General features: G+C 41.3%; 17 protein-coding genes and 1 riboswitch. Of the genes, 10 read left to right on the top strand and 7 right to left on the bottom strand.

Annotated features, from left to right (window positions below; all coding sequences use genetic code 11):
* Nucleotides 1–29 precede the first annotated feature (29 nt).
* Nucleotides 30–1,037, top strand: a complete 1,008-nt coding sequence (locus MKZ11_RS02545; RefSeq protein ID WP_340792494.1) for a YeiH family protein — start codon at nucleotides 30–32, stop codon at nucleotides 1,035–1,037.
* Between the two features lie 129 nt (nucleotides 1,038–1,166).
* Here the strand turns inward: MKZ11_RS02545 and MKZ11_RS02540 are convergent, their stop codons facing one another.
* Nucleotides 1,167–1,388, bottom strand: a complete 222-nt coding sequence (locus MKZ11_RS02540; protein ID WP_149581345.1) for a DUF2187 family protein — start codon at nucleotides 1,386–1,388, stop codon at nucleotides 1,167–1,169.
* A gap of 288 nt (nucleotides 1,389–1,676) precedes the next feature.
* Here MKZ11_RS02540 and MKZ11_RS02535 point away from each other — a divergent pair, with 288 nt between their 5' ends.
* The 7 genes from MKZ11_RS02535 (at nucleotide 1,677) to MKZ11_RS02505 (ending at nucleotide 5,783) form a co-directional block, all read left to right on the top strand.
* Complete coding sequence (locus MKZ11_RS02535; protein WP_340792493.1) at nucleotides 1,677–1,940, top strand: metal-sensitive transcriptional regulator; 264 nt, start codon at nucleotides 1,677–1,679, stop codon at nucleotides 1,938–1,940.
* A gap of 68 nt (nucleotides 1,941–2,008) precedes the next feature.
* Nucleotides 2,009–2,488: a DsrE/DsrF/DrsH-like family protein gene (locus MKZ11_RS02530; protein ID WP_340792492.1), complete on the top strand. Its 480-nt coding sequence runs from the start codon at nucleotides 2,009–2,011 to the stop codon at nucleotides 2,486–2,488.
* Between the two features lie 15 nt (nucleotides 2,489–2,503).
* On the top strand, nucleotides 2,504–2,800 hold the full coding sequence (locus MKZ11_RS02525) for a rhodanese-like domain-containing protein (RefSeq protein ID WP_340792491.1): 297 nt from the start codon (nucleotides 2,504–2,506) through the stop codon (nucleotides 2,798–2,800).
* Nucleotides 2,801–2,855: 55 nt separating this feature from the next.
* On the top strand, nucleotides 2,856–3,422 hold the full coding sequence (locus MKZ11_RS02520; RefSeq protein ID WP_340792490.1) for a sulfurtransferase TusA family protein: 567 nt from the start codon (nucleotides 2,856–2,858) through the stop codon (nucleotides 3,420–3,422).
* Between the two features lie 33 nt (nucleotides 3,423–3,455).
* The gene (locus MKZ11_RS02515) at nucleotides 3,456–4,583 is read left to right on the top strand and encodes an MBL fold metallo-hydrolase (RefSeq protein WP_340792489.1); all 1,128 of its coding nucleotides are present in this window, start codon (nucleotides 3,456–3,458) and stop codon (nucleotides 4,581–4,583) included.
* 135 nt (nucleotides 4,584–4,718) lie between these two features.
* Nucleotides 4,719–4,946 (top strand): sulfurtransferase TusA family protein, encoded by a 228-nt coding sequence (locus MKZ11_RS02510; RefSeq protein WP_340792488.1) that lies wholly within the window; start codon nucleotides 4,719–4,721, stop codon nucleotides 4,944–4,946.
* A gap of 63 nt (nucleotides 4,947–5,009) precedes the next feature.
* Nucleotides 5,010–5,783: a sulfite exporter TauE/SafE family protein gene (locus MKZ11_RS02505; protein ID WP_340792487.1), complete on the top strand. Its 774-nt coding sequence runs from the start codon at nucleotides 5,010–5,012 to the stop codon at nucleotides 5,781–5,783.
* Between the two features lie 1,066 nt (nucleotides 5,784–6,849).
* Here MKZ11_RS02505 and MKZ11_RS02500 read toward each other — a convergent pair.
* The 5 genes from MKZ11_RS02500 to MKZ11_RS02480 all read right to left on the bottom strand — a co-directional run bounded on the left by MKZ11_RS02500 (nucleotide 6,850) and on the right by MKZ11_RS02480 (nucleotide 11,767).
* Nucleotides 6,850–7,335, bottom strand: a complete 486-nt coding sequence (locus MKZ11_RS02500; protein WP_340792486.1) for an NUDIX hydrolase — start codon at nucleotides 7,333–7,335, stop codon at nucleotides 6,850–6,852.
* 99 nt (nucleotides 7,336–7,434) lie between these two features.
* Complete coding sequence (locus tag MKZ11_RS02495) at nucleotides 7,435–7,707, bottom strand: hypothetical protein (protein ID WP_340792485.1); 273 nt, start codon at nucleotides 7,705–7,707, stop codon at nucleotides 7,435–7,437.
* A gap of 87 nt (nucleotides 7,708–7,794) precedes the next feature.
* A complete protein-coding gene (locus tag MKZ11_RS02490; protein ID WP_340792484.1) occupies nucleotides 7,795–8,118 on the bottom strand; it encodes a hypothetical protein in 324 nt (107 codons plus the stop codon).
* A gap of 369 nt (nucleotides 8,119–8,487) precedes the next feature.
* Complete coding sequence (locus MKZ11_RS02485) at nucleotides 8,488–9,897, bottom strand: amino acid permease (protein ID WP_340792483.1); 1,410 nt, start codon at nucleotides 9,895–9,897, stop codon at nucleotides 8,488–8,490.
* Nucleotides 9,898–10,144: 247 nt separating this feature from the next.
* A complete protein-coding gene (locus MKZ11_RS02480) occupies nucleotides 10,145–11,767 on the bottom strand; it encodes a PucR family transcriptional regulator (RefSeq protein ID WP_340792482.1) in 1,623 nt (540 codons plus the stop codon).
* Nucleotides 11,768–11,918: 151 nt separating this feature from the next.
* Here MKZ11_RS02480 and MKZ11_RS02475 point away from each other — a divergent pair, with 151 nt between their 5' ends.
* Both MKZ11_RS02475 and MKZ11_RS02470 read left to right on the top strand, forming a co-directional pair.
* Nucleotides 11,919–13,382 (top strand): CoA-acylating methylmalonate-semialdehyde dehydrogenase, encoded by a 1,464-nt coding sequence (locus MKZ11_RS02475; protein ID WP_340792481.1) that lies wholly within the window; start codon nucleotides 11,919–11,921, stop codon nucleotides 13,380–13,382.
* A gap of 40 nt (nucleotides 13,383–13,422) precedes the next feature.
* The gene (locus MKZ11_RS02470) at nucleotides 13,423–14,781 is read left to right on the top strand and encodes an aspartate aminotransferase family protein (RefSeq protein WP_340792480.1); all 1,359 of its coding nucleotides are present in this window, start codon (nucleotides 13,423–13,425) and stop codon (nucleotides 14,779–14,781) included.
* Between the two features lie 60 nt (nucleotides 14,782–14,841).
* Here the strand turns inward: MKZ11_RS02470 and MKZ11_RS02465 are convergent, their stop codons facing one another.
* Nucleotides 14,842–15,468: a glycerol-3-phosphate acyltransferase gene (locus MKZ11_RS02465; RefSeq protein ID WP_340792479.1), complete on the bottom strand. Its 627-nt coding sequence runs from the start codon at nucleotides 15,466–15,468 to the stop codon at nucleotides 14,842–14,844.
* A gap of 143 nt (nucleotides 15,469–15,611) precedes the next feature.
* Nucleotides 15,612–15,727: riboswitch (SAM riboswitch) on the top strand.
* Nucleotides 15,728–15,796 lie beyond the last annotated feature (69 nt).

The following is a 15,796-nucleotide window of genomic DNA, read 5'->3' as shown; positions in this document are numbered from 1 at the left end:
ATCGATGATATCAGATTATACTGAATGAAATGGAAGGAGGTATAGCCGTGAAAAAAGGATTCTGGATTGGAATCGGATTGACGTTTTTCATCGCAATCCTCTCAAAACTGGCGACAACATTACCATATATCTCATTAATCGGTCCACTTGTATTTGCGATACTGATCGGTATGTTATGGAATTCCTTTTTTCCTGTTCGTGCAGCGTGGGAAAGCGGTATTACATTTTCATCGAAAAAACTGCTACGCGCGGGGATTATCCTACTTGGCATGCGATTGAATTTAGGGGATATCGCGTCTGCTGGATGGCCAGCATTTATACTGGCAGCGGGTAGTGTATTAATTGGAATCGGGGCTGTATATGGAATTGCAAGGGCGATTGGGGCTGATAAAACAATTAGTTTCCTAACCGCTTGCGGAACGGGCATTTGCGGGGCAGCAGCTATTGTCGCGGTAGGCTCTCAAGTAAAGGCAAAACCTGAACAGACTGCAGTTAGTGTTGCGATCATTGCCATTCTTGGAACGCTATTCACATTTGTCTATACGTTGTTGTATCCGATATTAGGATTTTCAAGTGAGGCATTTGGGATGTTTGCAGGTGGGACACTTCATGAGATTGCGCATGTTGTTGCAGCAGCGGATGCCGGCGGAGCAGAAGCACTTGATTTTGCACTTGTCGTGAAATTGACTCGTGTCATGTTACTGGTCTTTGTTGCGGGGGGAATTGGAATCTGGATGTCACGGAAGAATAAACAGTCTGGGGAGAAATTCAACTTGAAGACACTCCCAATCCCGTGGTTCATTTTCGGATTCCTTGCAGTGAGTGCACTTTATACTACTGGGATTGTTCCAGAAGCTGTTGCATCGTTATTTGTCACGCTCGCTTATCTTTTAATGGCGATGGCAATGGCAGGCCTAGGATTGAACGTTAAGTTCGAGGCATTCCGTAGTGCGGGCATGAAGCCGTTCATTGCAGGATTTGGAGGAACAATTTTACTCATTCTTTCGGGATATATATATGTACGTTACTTTTTTTGACTTGTTGGGGTATAGAAAAAAGGCATCGCTTGTAGAGCGAATGCCTTTTTGCAAAGATAAGAAAATATACTTTTTCAACACGAGTCAGCGTCTAGAATCCGCCCACTCTGTACTTTTCTTACCTATTTATTAAACGATTGAGTAATTCTTATGTGAAACAACAGTGAGATTTGATGCGGCGCCAATAAGTTCAGCGTCCTTTGAAGAGATTTCAACGATAACGGAATTCTCGAGTATTTTAAAAATAGTACCATTTACTTCGTGATCATTACGGACAAATGAAATCTCTTCATCGATTTTGCGCGCTGCGACAAAATCCGATACTTCTTTTTCCCTGCGTGGAAAAGCCATTCGAATTCCCCCTATTATCCATTCTCATCTTGCCATCTATTTAAAGAGTGCTTTGGGGAAACCCGAAGCAAAAAGTAGATGAAGATGGAAAACAACTAACCGTAAACGATATTTCACATGTTGTCTACTATTAGTATACCATATTTTAACGAAATTTGCAGGAAAGTTGATTTAAATAGCTTTTCCTACGTTTCAATAACTTTTACTTTACTAAAAGCAAAGGGGTTGACATTATACCTACTGGGGTATATAGTTTTGGCATAGCATAAATAAAAGGAAGTGATGAGCATGGAATACGATGACAAAATGAAAAATAGATTAAAACGGATTGAAGGCCAAATTAAAGGCATTCTAAGAATGATGGATGACAATAAAGATTGTAAAGAAGTCATTACACAATTATCGGCCTCACGCTCAGCAATAGATAGAACGATTGGTGTTATCGTCAGCTCCAATCTAATTGAATGTATACAACAAATGGATGAAAGTGATCCAAGAACACAAGAGGATATTGTAAAAGAAGCAGTAGAGTTACTAGTCAAGAGTCGATGAAACAGTGGACTCTTTTCTTTTTAATAAAAATTATACCCCGCCGGGTAATTAGATAAAGGATGATTTGATTGACTGAAATAAAGAGAACTACCATTGTATTATTCAGTGGAGATTATGATAAAGCAATGGCGGCGTACATCATAGCAAATGGTGCTGCAGCTTATGATCACCAAGTAACGATATTTCATACATTTTGGGGATTGAATGCGCTTCGAAAGGAAGAGATGGTTCCAGTAAAGAAAGGCTTGTTAGAAAAAGTATTTGGCAAAATGATGCCGCGCGGTGCAGATAAGATGGGTATTTCCAAAATGAATTTTGCTGGAATGGGTCCTAAAATGATTAAACATGTCATTAAAAAGCACAATGCGCTGACACTTCCGCAACTGATTGAACTGGCTGAAGAACAAGACGTGAAGCTTGTTGCTTGTACGATGACAATGGATCTTCTTGGACTTCAACAGGATGAACTGTTGGATGGTATCGAGTATGCCGGAGTAGCGGCGTATCTTGGTGATGCCCAGGAAGGCAATGTAAACTTATTTATTTAAATTGGAGGGTTTAAGATGATTGAAATAACACCAATAGAAGTTCAAGAAATGTTAAATACGAACAAAACGATTCACCTGATTGATGTGCGTGAAGTGGACGAAGTGAAAGAAGGAAAAATCCCCGGCGCTATTCATATTCCGTTAGGATTATTGGAGTTCCGTATGCATGAATTGGATAAAGGGATCGCGTACACAATGGTTTGCCGATCCGGGGGACGCAGCGGAAGAGCTGTACAGCTGCTTGAGGGGCACGGTTTTAAAGTAGTAAATATGGTTGGCGGTATGAATGACTGGGAAGGTCAGCTAGAGTAATATTTTTTTGAAATATAATATACCCATACGGGCATAAGTAAAAGGAGAAGAGGATATGATAAAAACTGACTTCATTCTTGACGCAAAAGGGATGGCTTGTCCAATGCCAATCGTCAAAACGAGAAAGTTCATGAAAGAATTGGAACCGGGAAATGTATTGGAGATACAGGCAACTGATAAAGGATCTACGGCTGATTTAAAGGCATGGGCTGAGGGTTCCGGCCATTATTATCTCGGCACGACTGAAGACGCGGGAATTCTTACGCATTATATACGGAAATCAAGTGAGGAAGAAAAAATTGAGAAAAAACACCCACACATCGTATCAAATGCACAACTGCAAGCTGTTTTAGAGGAGAACCGTGAAGCGCTTGTGCTCGATGTCCGTGAATCTGCAGAATACGCATTCAATCATATTCCAGGGGCTAAGTCTGTGCCACTTGGGGACCTTGAAAGTGAGCTCGAAAGTCTGGATAAAGAGGCGGAAATATATGTCGTGTGCCGTACAGGAAATCGCAGTGATACGGCTTCTCGAAAACTTGCTGAATCGGGTTTTTCAAGAGTGAAAAACGTCGTGCCTGGCATGAGCGATTGGAACGGGCCTATGGAAAAACTTGTGTAATAAATGAACGAAATTACTAGAGGGGGTATACAGATGATAGTTCAACCAATGACAGCCAGTACAATAGCGAAGAAAGTAGTGAAAAAGGAACCGTTTTTTATTCTAGACGTACGTAATGAAGAAGCATTTGCAGATTGGAAAATTGAAGGAGAGAACATTCAATATCTCAATATCCCTTATTTCGATTTACTTGATGGAGTTGAAGAGATCCTGCAACAACTGCCGACAGATCAAGATATTGTCGTTGTCTGCGCGAAAGAAGGATCTTCCATTATGGTTGCGGAGATGATTGCGGAAGAAGGACGCGCCGTCCATTACTTACAAGGCGGCATGAAAGCATGGAGTGAACATTTGGAACCGGTGAAAATTGGTGATTTGAAGAACGGTGGGGAGCTATATCAATTCGTACGCATCGGCAAAGGGTGTTTGTCGTACATGATCGTTTCGGGTGGGGAGGCAGCAATTATCGACGCGACACGAATGACTGATGTATTCATCGACTTTGCGAAGACGTTGAATGTCAAAATCACACATAGCCTTGACACGCACCTTCATGCGGATCATATTTCGGGGGGGCGTAAAATTGCGGAGGCAACAGGTGGAACGTACTGGTTGCCACCAAAAGACGCTAGTGAAGTGACGTTTGCCTTTGAAGCATTGGAAGAAGGACGCAACATTCAGATTGGAAATACGACGATTGCGATTCAGCCTTTGTATTCACCTGGACATACGATTGGCTCTACATCATTCATAGTGGATGACACGTATTTACTCTCCGGTGATATCTTGTTCATCGATTCAATCGGACGTCCTGACCTTGCCGGTTTAGCTGAAGATTGGGTTGGTGATTTGCGGGAGTCATTGTACAAACGATATAAAGAATTATCAGAGGAGCTCATTGTCCTCCCTGCGCACTTTATGATTGTTGAGGAATTGAATAGAGACGGTAGTGTATCTGAAAAACTGGGTACATTATTTGCTGAAAACCAAGGTTTGAATATTAAAGATGAAGTGGAATTCAGAGAAATGGTGACTGGGAATTTACCACCACAACCAAATGCTTACCAACAAATCCGTGAAATAAATATGGGGAAAATAACGCCTGATGAAGATACACAACGTGAAATGGAAATCGGACCAAATCGCTGTGCAGTCAGATAGGTTGAAACGAAGAATTCTTTTAAACCCGCAGCCTGTCTTATCGCGAGAGGCATCCGCGAGAGCCGAAGCGTGTAGTGTGAAATCTTTAGTTCGGTCTATATAGAGAAGAAATTAGAAAAAGAGGAGAGATTATTTATGAATGCAAACAAGGTATTAGACGCGAAAGGATTGGCTTGTCCAATGCCGGTCGTGCGTGCAAGAAAAGTAATGAAGGAAATGGAAACAGGAGAAGTATTGGAAATCCTTGCGACCGATAAAGGTTCCGTCGCTGACTTGGCTGCATGGTCAAAGTCTGGCGGGCACGACCTGCTTGAACATAAAGAAGAAGGCGGTATCTTTAAATTTTGGATTAAAAAAGGCTAATGTGAAATGGAAGGGTGTCTATTTACTAGGTACCCCTTCTCCTTTTGGAAGGAGGAAAAAGTAGTGGATTTTGCGTTTATTATTACGATATTTTTAATTGGATTTGTTGGTTCGTTCGTTTCCGGAATGGTCGGAATCGGCGGAGCAATCATAAACTATCCGATATTATTATATATACCGCCCCTGCTTGGAATGGCTGCATTTTCAGCCCATGAAGTATCTGGAATAAGCGTCATTCAAGTGCTTTTCGCGACGATTTCAGGGGTGTGGGCTTATCGCAAAAGTGGTTACATTAATAAAACCCTCGTGCTATACATGGGTTCGAGTATAATCCTTGGTAGCTTTATAGGCGGTTTTGGATCAAAAGCGATGTCTGAAGGATCCGTAAACATTGTTTATGGGATATTGGCAACGCTTGCTGCAATTATGATGTTCATCCCGAAAAAGAAAGTGGATGACGTTCCTGCTGATCAAATGAAATTCAACAAATGGTTGGCGGCAACACTTGCGTTCATTGTTGGGATTGGAGCAGGGATTGTTGGAGCGGGAGGTGCATTTATCCTCGTGCCCATTATGTTAGTGATCTTGAAGATCCCAACGCGGATAACTATTGCGACTTCTCTCGCAATCACCTTTATTTCTTCAATTGGTTCAGCCATCGGGAAAATCGCGACCGATCAAGTGTTGTATGGACCTGCTGCCATCATGATTGTTGCAAGTATTATAGCAGCCCCTCTGGGAACAAAAATCGGTCAAAAGATGAATACGAAAGCATTGCAATGGATATTGGCATTACTGATTTTAGGGACGGCTATTAAGATATGGCTAGATTTTTAGAAGGAAATAAATATAAACGAAATCCGGTATCGCTCATTTAATAGAGGATATCGGGTGTTATGTCTACTAGGGGTGTACGCAGCATCCAATCTTGAATTAGTGCAGCAAATCTATTTATGTGTTCTGAAAAAATTCTGAATCTAACACAATAGAAATATGTTAGATTCACAAAAACAGTTTCATCCCTTGTGTAGCAAGGGATGAAACTGTTTTTTTATTCGTGCATTTTTTCATTGCTCATTTGAATCTAACTTAACATATGTTGAAATTAACTTAAGTTAGATTTGGGTTTGTACATTAATATGCGTGGGATGTGGTATTAAAATAAAGGTTAATCATTTTATAGCTCTAAATTTCCACAATCGCTCCCGTTTGTTTAATACTGGTGAGTAAATAAATGTACTATATATGTTGAATTAAAGAATCCCATTGAATCTGCTTTGGCGCTCAATAATGAGAGAGTTGTAATTCGGAGTGTGGATTGTAGACCGCTTGGCGCTGGGGTGTTCATTATCGAGAGAAATGTAATTTTGAGATGTATATGCCGAGACTATAAGGTAATTACTAGTTGATCCTACTTATAGTCAAGAAAGACGCACTCCAGGTTGCAAATTTCATCACAGCTAATGAAATGCGCTTTCTCACATAGACCATCCAGCGAAGGCGCGTCTTCGTGGTAGCCGGAGCGATAAGACTGAAAGTGATCTCCTTTCTGGCTTATCGCGGGAGGCATCCACAAAGCGCCGAAGCGGTATTAGTAGGGTTTCTAATTCATCCCACATGTATTGGGACATTCGTTGATCACATTCGATCGATTTATTTATGGCATTCCAGGTTGTAGGTCTCATCCCTGAAAACGAAATGCGCTTTATCAAATAGACTATCCAGCGAAGACGCGTCTTCGTGGTAGCCGGAGCGATAAGACTGAAAGTGCTCTCCTTTCCGGCTTATCGCGGGAGGCATCCACAAAGCGGCGAAGCGATATTAGCAAGACTTTTGATTCTATCCATTGTAAAGCTCATACGCCGTAGTCATTTGTTCAACATATATAGCTAATTAATTTTTCTTATATGTTTCTTTCAAGTTTTAATTCAAATTGTGGCTTAGTTATATAGTCCATATAATGGACACTTCCGTTATAATCTAAATATGCTTGAAAGCGTGTACGTAGTGCGGGGGTTGAGACCATATCTAGAACTTCCTCTTTACTAACCCAGCGACTATCTGATGTTTCATCCGATGTTGTCAACTTCCCACCTACGGGTTCACATACAAAATCAAACATAACTTTTGTGGGTACTATCTTTACACCGCTATGGCCCTCATATGTTGCTGTATTAGAGTAAATCCCTACCAAATGGGATACTTTAACGTCAATTCCACTTTCCTCTTTAACTTCTCTGATTACCCCATCTATTAAGTTTTCCCCGACCTCCACTTGACCTCCAGGAAATACCCAATCACCATCTCGACGGGTTTTTACTAATAATATTTCCCCTTTGGTATTTTCAACAAAGCCCCCCGCAGCAACAATATGTACTGGCATTTGCATTGTCTATCCCTCCATTAAAATATGACTTTATCCCACAATCTGGCCCGATCAAGCAAAAATGGGCGAATGCTTATTTTGCGAAAACGCCCGTTTGCAGAATTACCTCTGCTCGGTGTTAATTGACGATTTAATAAACACAATATATAAAATTATCGCCACGCCTATAACAGCTACGTAAAAGTACCAAATTCCGAAAAGTAACAGATTTGTCATCAAACAACCTATGAGTACTGCTACTCCGATTCCTAATATATGCCTAATCACCGTGGAAGGTAAGAATCTGTAACCTGTTTGGTAAACTAAAAACCCTACGATTGCACTCATTATCACGGAAAACACAAAAACAGAGAAAATCGTAAAATATATTAACATTAAAATACTCCTTATAAATTAATAATCTGGCCCTATTCTGGCAGAATGTTTCTTCAACAACTACGTCCGTTAGTTGTCCTCTTGAAGTTATTTCATTTTTTCTATCTTAAGAGCGTTTACAACCGGTGGAGCTATTTCCATGACTTCATCATATTCTACCCTTACCTTGTCGCCTGCTTGAAATGTTTCATTAGGATACACTGATAGTCCTACTTCAAAGGTGCGGCCTGCCAGTTCACTGTTTGCAGAATCCGATACAACAACAGTAGCGGTTTTACCGTGAACTTCCTCAATTGTACCAACAAAAGTTGTTTTAATTTCATTCTTCGGATTCTCAGCTTTCTCTGAATTACAAGCAAACAATAAACCGTTTGTTACAATGAAGCACAGTAAAATGATCTTATTTTTCAATGTCGCCTTCCACCTTTAAGACTTAGACGAGTATCAAAAAGAAATGTCACATTTTATTCCTCTTAATGGCCCTATAACTGAATAGACGTAGATCCTTACTCCAGAATTGCGCCCGATTGTGGAACTGTATTATTTAAATGCCGTTGATTCAAAACTTTAAAACGTTCCTTCCGCTTTTCGGCGTTTCTCATATCTGGCCACTTTCTAGGGGGTTATGAGACTTGTTAAAGAAAATAACAGATAATACTAAGAAAATTATAGGCACATATTCTATAATGAATCATTGGAATGGCCTGTAAGATTAAATACTGTATAGAAAAAAAACAACCGGTTTCGTCCATATGAACGACTCAGGTTGTTCATTTTTCACTAGCGAATCGTCCTAGAAGACGCTTGTATTATACCTTTCTTCAATTCACCGAGACCGTCTTTCTTGCGGGCAAAGATGAAATAACAAGCGACGGTCACGCCTGCAATCAGTAAGGTGAGAACGGCTTGAACCCTTAATGAGTCAATGACGAGCATTGCAATATAGATTCCTGCAATGACGAAAATGGTTGCATACGTCAGATAAGGGAATAGCCACATTCTAATTTGAAGTGCTTCAGGGTTTTCCCGTTCAAGTCTTCTACGCATTTGCAGATGCGAAAATGCGATGACAAGGTATACCAACAGTGCAACAGCTCCTGAAGAATTGATGAGAAACAAAAATATCTTGTCAGGAGAGGTATAACTAAAGATGACCGCGATATATGAAAAGAGTGTACTGAATAGAATCGCTCGTATAGGGACACCTTTTTTGCTTAACTTTAAAAATGCTTTTGGCGCATCGCCTTTTTGTGCCATTCCAAACAACATGCGTGAGTTTGCATACAATGCCGAATTTAAGCAAGAGAGAACTGCGGTTAAGACGACAAAATTCATAATTTGAGCAGCGGCAGGTATGCCGACATAATCGAGAACCGCAACGAATGGACTGACAAGAAGATTAGCAGAATTCCAAGGCAACAAAGTGACTACAAGTGCAATAGACCCGATATAGAAGATTAGAATTCGCCAAATGACGCTGTTCGTCGCAATCCGGACTGCTTTTGCCGGATGATCTGATTCGCCGGCTGCGATCGTGACAATCTCAGTTCCCATGAAGGAAAAGATGACTACTGTAATTCCCAGCAAGACAGAACCAAAACCGGTCGGCATGAATCCGCCTGCCCCTAAAAGGTTCACCGTTCCGGGAGCTTCTACGCCCGGATACCATCCGAAAAGTACACAAAGTCCAAGAACGAGGAACAAACCGATGCTAACCACTTTTATGAGGGAAAACCAATATTCAAATTCCCCGAACGACTTCACTGAAAAAAGATTCGTCAGTGTTAATAAAACGGTTAGAATCAATGCCATTAACCAAAGTGGGAAATCAGGAATCCAGTACTGCATAATTGCTGCGCCAGCAATTGCTTCTATCGCGATAACGACAACCCAGAAAAACCAATATAACCATCCGATTGTGAAGCCTGCCCAAGGCCCGATCGATTCGGTTGCATAGGTCGAAAAGGACCCGCTTGTTGGATGGGCAGCTGCCATCTCACCGAGCATTCGCATGACTAAGACAACAATTGTCCCCGCAAATGCGTAGGATAGAATAGCGCCTGGGCCAGAAGAGTTAATTACTGCCCCACTTCCGATAAACAGCCCAGCTCCTATGACACCTGCAATTGAAATCATACTGATGTGTCGGATTTTTAAATCTGGGTTTAATTGTCCTTGTGGATTAGACATGTACATTCCCCCTTATGAAAATAATGAATTTCAGTTAAGTGTAAGCGGTTTCAATAATTGTGACTGAATAATCTTTCAACTATTTAATCTAATCATACAGAAATGAAACTAAAAAATTATGGACAAGTTGTAAGATGAAATGAATTTAAATTATACGGAGTGTTAAATAAGTACATGACTACGCTATCTCTGTCGATTTTCTGAACATGAAAACCGATTTACGTGTACTAGCGCAACCGGTTTTAACTTACTTATCCTTCAATAATCGAGAAGCCATGATAGCACTTTCAAGCGCAAGACGCTTAGACGGTTCCATAAAGTTTTTACCTAAAAGTGATTCCAACTTTTCAAGGCGGTGGTAAAGTGTCTGCCTGACGATGAAAAGACGGTCCGCAGTCTCTTTTTTCGATCCGCCGCATTCGAGATACATACAAAGTGTTTCAAAGAGATTGCTATCCATTTCCTGATCATAATCGAAAATGGCAGATAAGTAATCTAGGATATATGTTTTTAGATAATCGTTGTTCTCTACTAATAGAAGGAGTCTGTAAATACCTAAGTTTTCATAAAAATACGTCTCACAAATGCCGGATTCCTGCATTTGTAAAACTTTATTTGCTTCTTCGTAACCTTTTTTTACATCCGTTACCTCTTTGTAGACCGTACTAACTCCGACCGTACATCTAGTACCGTCAATTAAGGTATTGTCCTTCATCTTACCAATGGTTTCGATGATTTGAGAGAAACGTACTGTCTCGCTTAGTAGATGATCTGCGGCAATGAACGAAGCAATGATTACAATCTCATTCTTGTAGGAAGAAACCGCGGGGAAAAAACTATTACGTTTGAAAAGAGCTCGGATCATCATTGATCGTTGCAACTTTATCTCTTCCCAGTCTCCCTCGCCATGGTTTGTTTCCTCTATATTCAGCTGTATAATGAAAATCCTGAAATTCATAGTTCGACTTGTAGAAGGCAGATACGTATGAAGGTCTTCTTCTTCGAAATCTTTACCGTTCAATAAACTTCGGACAAATTCATCTTCGTTATTCTGTTTGCGTTCTTCAATTGTACGATTGCGTAATAAAATTTGAGCAATGGCAAGTGCAGCGCGGTCTAAAATGAGAAATGGGAATTCATCTGACGGTGGTTCTGTTACTTCGAGGAATAGATGTCCCAAAATTTGTCCTAACCCACTAACAGGCATAAGGGCAAAATCTCGATCGTTGAGTGTAAGAATTTTCTGTCCATTATTTGTTAATGGGGAACTTTCAAGGTGAGACCGGATGGACGTTTCCAACACCTTGATCTCCGATGGGTAATAATAAGGTTTCGCCTCATCGGTAATGAGGAGAATATTATGCAGGAAAAATTGGTTCAGTTCCTGAAGAATCTTCAAAATACCATTGGGGGCAAGAGAATGTGTAATGAATTTCCTCGATAAGGTATCGAGTTGTGAAAGCATCTGATGGTGTTGATTAATGATAAATGTATGAAGATCTTGCGTGATATCAACAAATTTTACGGTTTTCTCAAAAATGATGAATGGAAATGCATGATTGTTTACTAAATCGATAATTTCGGGTGGAATCTTCTTGAAGTAAGGACCTACTTCTATACAAAGGCAAGCTACATCTTTTTCTATCAAGCTCGTTACATACTTCAGTTGGCTTGGAAGGTCGAGTTGTAAGCCTACTCCTGTAGTCAGGATCATCTCTCCTCCGTTTATTAAGGCCTCGAATTCTTTTACTTCTAATACATGGGACCATTTTACTTGACGGTCTAGTCCTTCTTGTCCTGCAATGACTTTCGCATATTTAAACGAATCCCGGGAAAGGACATCGCGGACAGTTAGTCTTAAATCATTCATAAATGGTGATGACCTCCATAACGTTAAATTAATTGGCTAATGAATAGACAAAGTGTAAATTGAAAATAGTTCAAATTGTTTGTAAAGTATATTATGAAGTCTAGCGAAAATAGAGCCAACTAGCAAGGGAAATAGGATAGGAGGAATAAAAATGACAATTACAGCAGTGGAAAAGAAAACGCTTACAAACTTTATTAATGGACAATGGGTAAAATCAACGACAGATAAATATGAAGAGGTACCGAATCCGGCAACGGGAGAAATCCTAGCAGAAGTTCCTATTTCAACACTGGAAGATTTGGACAAGGCGGTAGAATCAGCGAAAAAAGCATTCGAAAAGTGGAAGAAAGTCGCTGTGCCTCAACGTTCAAGAATTCTATTTAAATATCAGCAATTGCTAATAGAAAACTGGGAAGCACTTGCAAAAATTATTACGATTGAAAACGGTAAAAACTATGCTGAAGCTTACGGAGAAGTGCAGCGCGGGATTGAGTGTGTCGAGTTTGCGGCAGGTGCTCCAACATTAATGATGGGCCATCAGCTTCCTGATATTGCAACGAATATTGAGTCGGGAATGTACCGGTATCCGATAGGGGTCATTGGGGGAATTACTCCTTTCAACTTTCCGATGATGGTGCCTTGCTGGATGTTCCCCCTTGCCATTGCGAGTGGAAATACTTTCATCCTAAAACCGTCAGAACGGACGCCTCTCCTAGCAAACCGTCTTGCAGAATTGCTGCATGAGGCGGGGCTGCCCGATGGCGTATTCAATATCGTACATGGCGCTCATGAAATCGTAAACGGTATTCTTAATCACCCCGATATTCCTGCGGTATCATTTGTAGGTTCACAGCCAGTTGCTGAATATGTCTATAAAACCGGAACGTCAAATGGCAAACGTGTCCAAGCATTAGCAGGCGCGAAAAATCATACAATTGTCATGCCGGATGCGGATATGGATTTGACGGTCACGAATATTATTAACGCAGCTTTTGGATCTGCAGGGGAAAGATGTATGGCTTGTGCGGTCGTCGTTGCGGTTGGCGATGTTGCAGACGAACTTGTCGAAAAGTTAGTAGACGAGGCAAATAAACTGACTATCGGTAATGGACTAGAAGAAGGAATCTTCCTTGGACCGGTCATAAGGGATTCACATAAAGATAAGACACTCGGTTACATTGAATCAGGCATTGAAGAAGGTGCCAAACTATTGCGTGATGGACGCGGAGATAAGTCCACTTCTGAAGGCGGTTATTTTGTTGGACCGACAATTTTTGATAATGTCACTCAGGAAATGAAAATCTGGAAAGAAGAGATTTTTGCTCCTGTCTTGTCCATTGTACGAGTGGATACTTTAGAGGAAGCAATCGACCTTGCGAATAAATCAGAGTTTGCAAACGGAGCGTGTTTATTTACAGACAGCGCGAAGGCAATCCGCCAGTTCAGAGAAGAAATTGATGCGGGGATGCTAGGTGTTAACCTTGGCGTTCCAGCTCCAATGGCATTCTTCCCGTTCTCCGGTTATAAAAAGTCTTTCTACGGAGACTTGCACGCGAATGGCCGCGATGGAATCGAGTTTTACACACGGAAGAAAATGTTGACGGCACGTCACTAATACTAAGGAATGAGATTTAAAATAGAGGGGAGCGGATGAAATGACTACTTCAAAAGAAACGACAAAAACCTTAGTTGAGATAGACCGGGAGAACGTTTGGCACCATATTTCTGCCTACAATGAAAAGAACCCGCCAATGGTAGTGGAGAGCGGGGAAGGTGCCTGGATTACAGATCATAATGGCAATCGTTACCTAGATGCAATGTCGGGACTTTGGTGTGTAAACGTCGGGTATGGCCGTGAGGAATTGGCAGAAGCAGCATATGAACAGATGAAAAAGTTGGCCTATGTACCGATGACACAAAGCCATAAACCGGCAATTGAATTGGCTGAAAAGTTGAATGCAATGCTCGGTGACGATTACAAAATATTTTATTCCAACAGTGGATCCGATGCCAATGAAGTAGCATTTAAACTTGCGCGCCAATACCATCAGCAAAACGGTGAGCCATCTCGCTATAAATTCATTTCACGTTATCGTGCGTATCACGGCAGTTCAATGGGGGCATTGGCGGCGACAGGTCAAGCACTCCGGAAATACAAGTATGAACCGCTTGCACCGGGATTCTTACACATTGCACCACCAGATAATTACCGCAGACCTGCTGGACAATCAATTGAGGAATACAATATACAGCGCGCCCAAGAGTTTGAAGAGAAGATCATTTGGGAACAGAAGGAAACGATCGCCGGGATTATTATGGAACCGCTTATTACAGGTGGTGGCATCTTAATTCCACATCCGATTTATCTGGAGAAGGTCCAGGAAATCTGTACACGTCACGGTGTACTTCTAATTATTGATGAGGTTATTTGTGGATTTGGTCGTACTGGCAAAGCGTTTGGTCATCAGCACTTTAATGTGAAGCCGGATATTATTACGATGGCAAAAGGACTAACGAGTGCTTACTTACCACTATCAGTAACGGCTATCCGAAAAGACATTTATGAGAAGTTTGATACGGGTGAAGAGAACAGCCATTTCCGTCACGTCAATACTTTTGGTGGGAATCCGGCAGCTTGTGCGGTTGCGTTGAAGAACCTTGAGATCATTGAAAGAGAAAATCTTGTCGAACGGTCGGCAGAACTTGGCGAGCGTCTTCTGAAAGAGCTGGCAAGCTTAAAAAATCATCCGTTTGTTGGTGATATCCGTGGTCTTGGATTCCTCTTAGGGATCGAACTCGTTGAGGACAAGGAAACGAAAGAGCCTGCTTCCAATGCCCGTGTCGCGAAGATTATTGGAGAATGTAAGGCGAATGGCCTTATCATCGGGAGAAACGGTGATACAGTTGCAGGCTTTAATAATATTCTAGCGCTGAGCCCGCCTCTGTCTTGTACCGATGAAGATGTAGACTTCATTATTACAATCATAAAAAAAGTATTTAAAGAAAACGAATGAACCAAGGTTAACTCTTTTAAAATAAAAACTGAGGAGTTCCTAATAGGAGTCCTCAGTTTTTTATTTTTTCTTTTTAAACACCGCTGAAATGCGCTTCTCACTACGCTCTTTCATCCGCTGGAAATTCTCTATATGTTTCCAAATGGCGGTGAAAAATAACAAAGCTGCTATCACAACTGGCCAGTATCCGTCTGCCCATACCGCCATCGCTATAAGTGTCGCATAAAGCATGAGCACACCAAAGACGAGGAAATCTGTAACCAGTGCAACGATAACAAACAGTAAGAATCCAATAAGTCCAATTTTCCAGTCGATGGCAAGTAGTACGCCAATCACTGTCGCAGTTCCTTTTCCACCGTTGAAATTCATATAAAACGGGAAATTGTGTCCGATCACAGCTGCAGCACCTGCGAGGAATAAAAGTAAAGCTATAATGTCTCCTGGAAGTTCCGCGTTTTCTGCGAAGTATTGCACAAATAGGACAGCTACTGCACCTTTTCCAATGTCGATAGCTGCAACAAGTGCACCAAATTTCTTTCCAAGAACTATGGTCGCATTTGAAGCACCGGCATTTTTCACACCGGTTTCTTTCAGATTAATGCCCGAAATTTTCTGTGCAACGCCCGATCCATGCAGGCAACCGATAGAATAGCCAAAGATCAGCACACCTACAATCCATAACCACATACTCATTCCTCCAAAATAACGATAGATTCATTATAACATTCGAGGTAAACACAAGGTTCAGAAATATTATTCAATAAACGCTTGACATAGTATTGGAACATCTACTATACTATGTCACAAGATGGAAAACTGAATATCACAAACTCTTATCAAGAGCGGCGGAGGGAATAGGCCCTGCGATGCCCGGCAACCAGCAAGCGACCAACTTGCAAAGGTGCTACTTCCTACAGATTCGTGTGAACGGTCTGAAAGATAAGGGGAGGAATAAGCGAAAGCGTAACCCTCTTCTTAAGCGAAGGGGGTTATTTTTTATTCCGAAAATACCCCC

Source organism: Sporosarcina sp. FSL K6-1508 (genome assembly GCF_038007465.1).
GTDB classification, from domain to species: Bacteria; Bacillota; Bacilli; order Bacillales_A; family Planococcaceae; genus Sporosarcina; species Sporosarcina psychrophila_B.
This window is presented reverse-complemented; position numbering and strand designations above follow the sequence as displayed.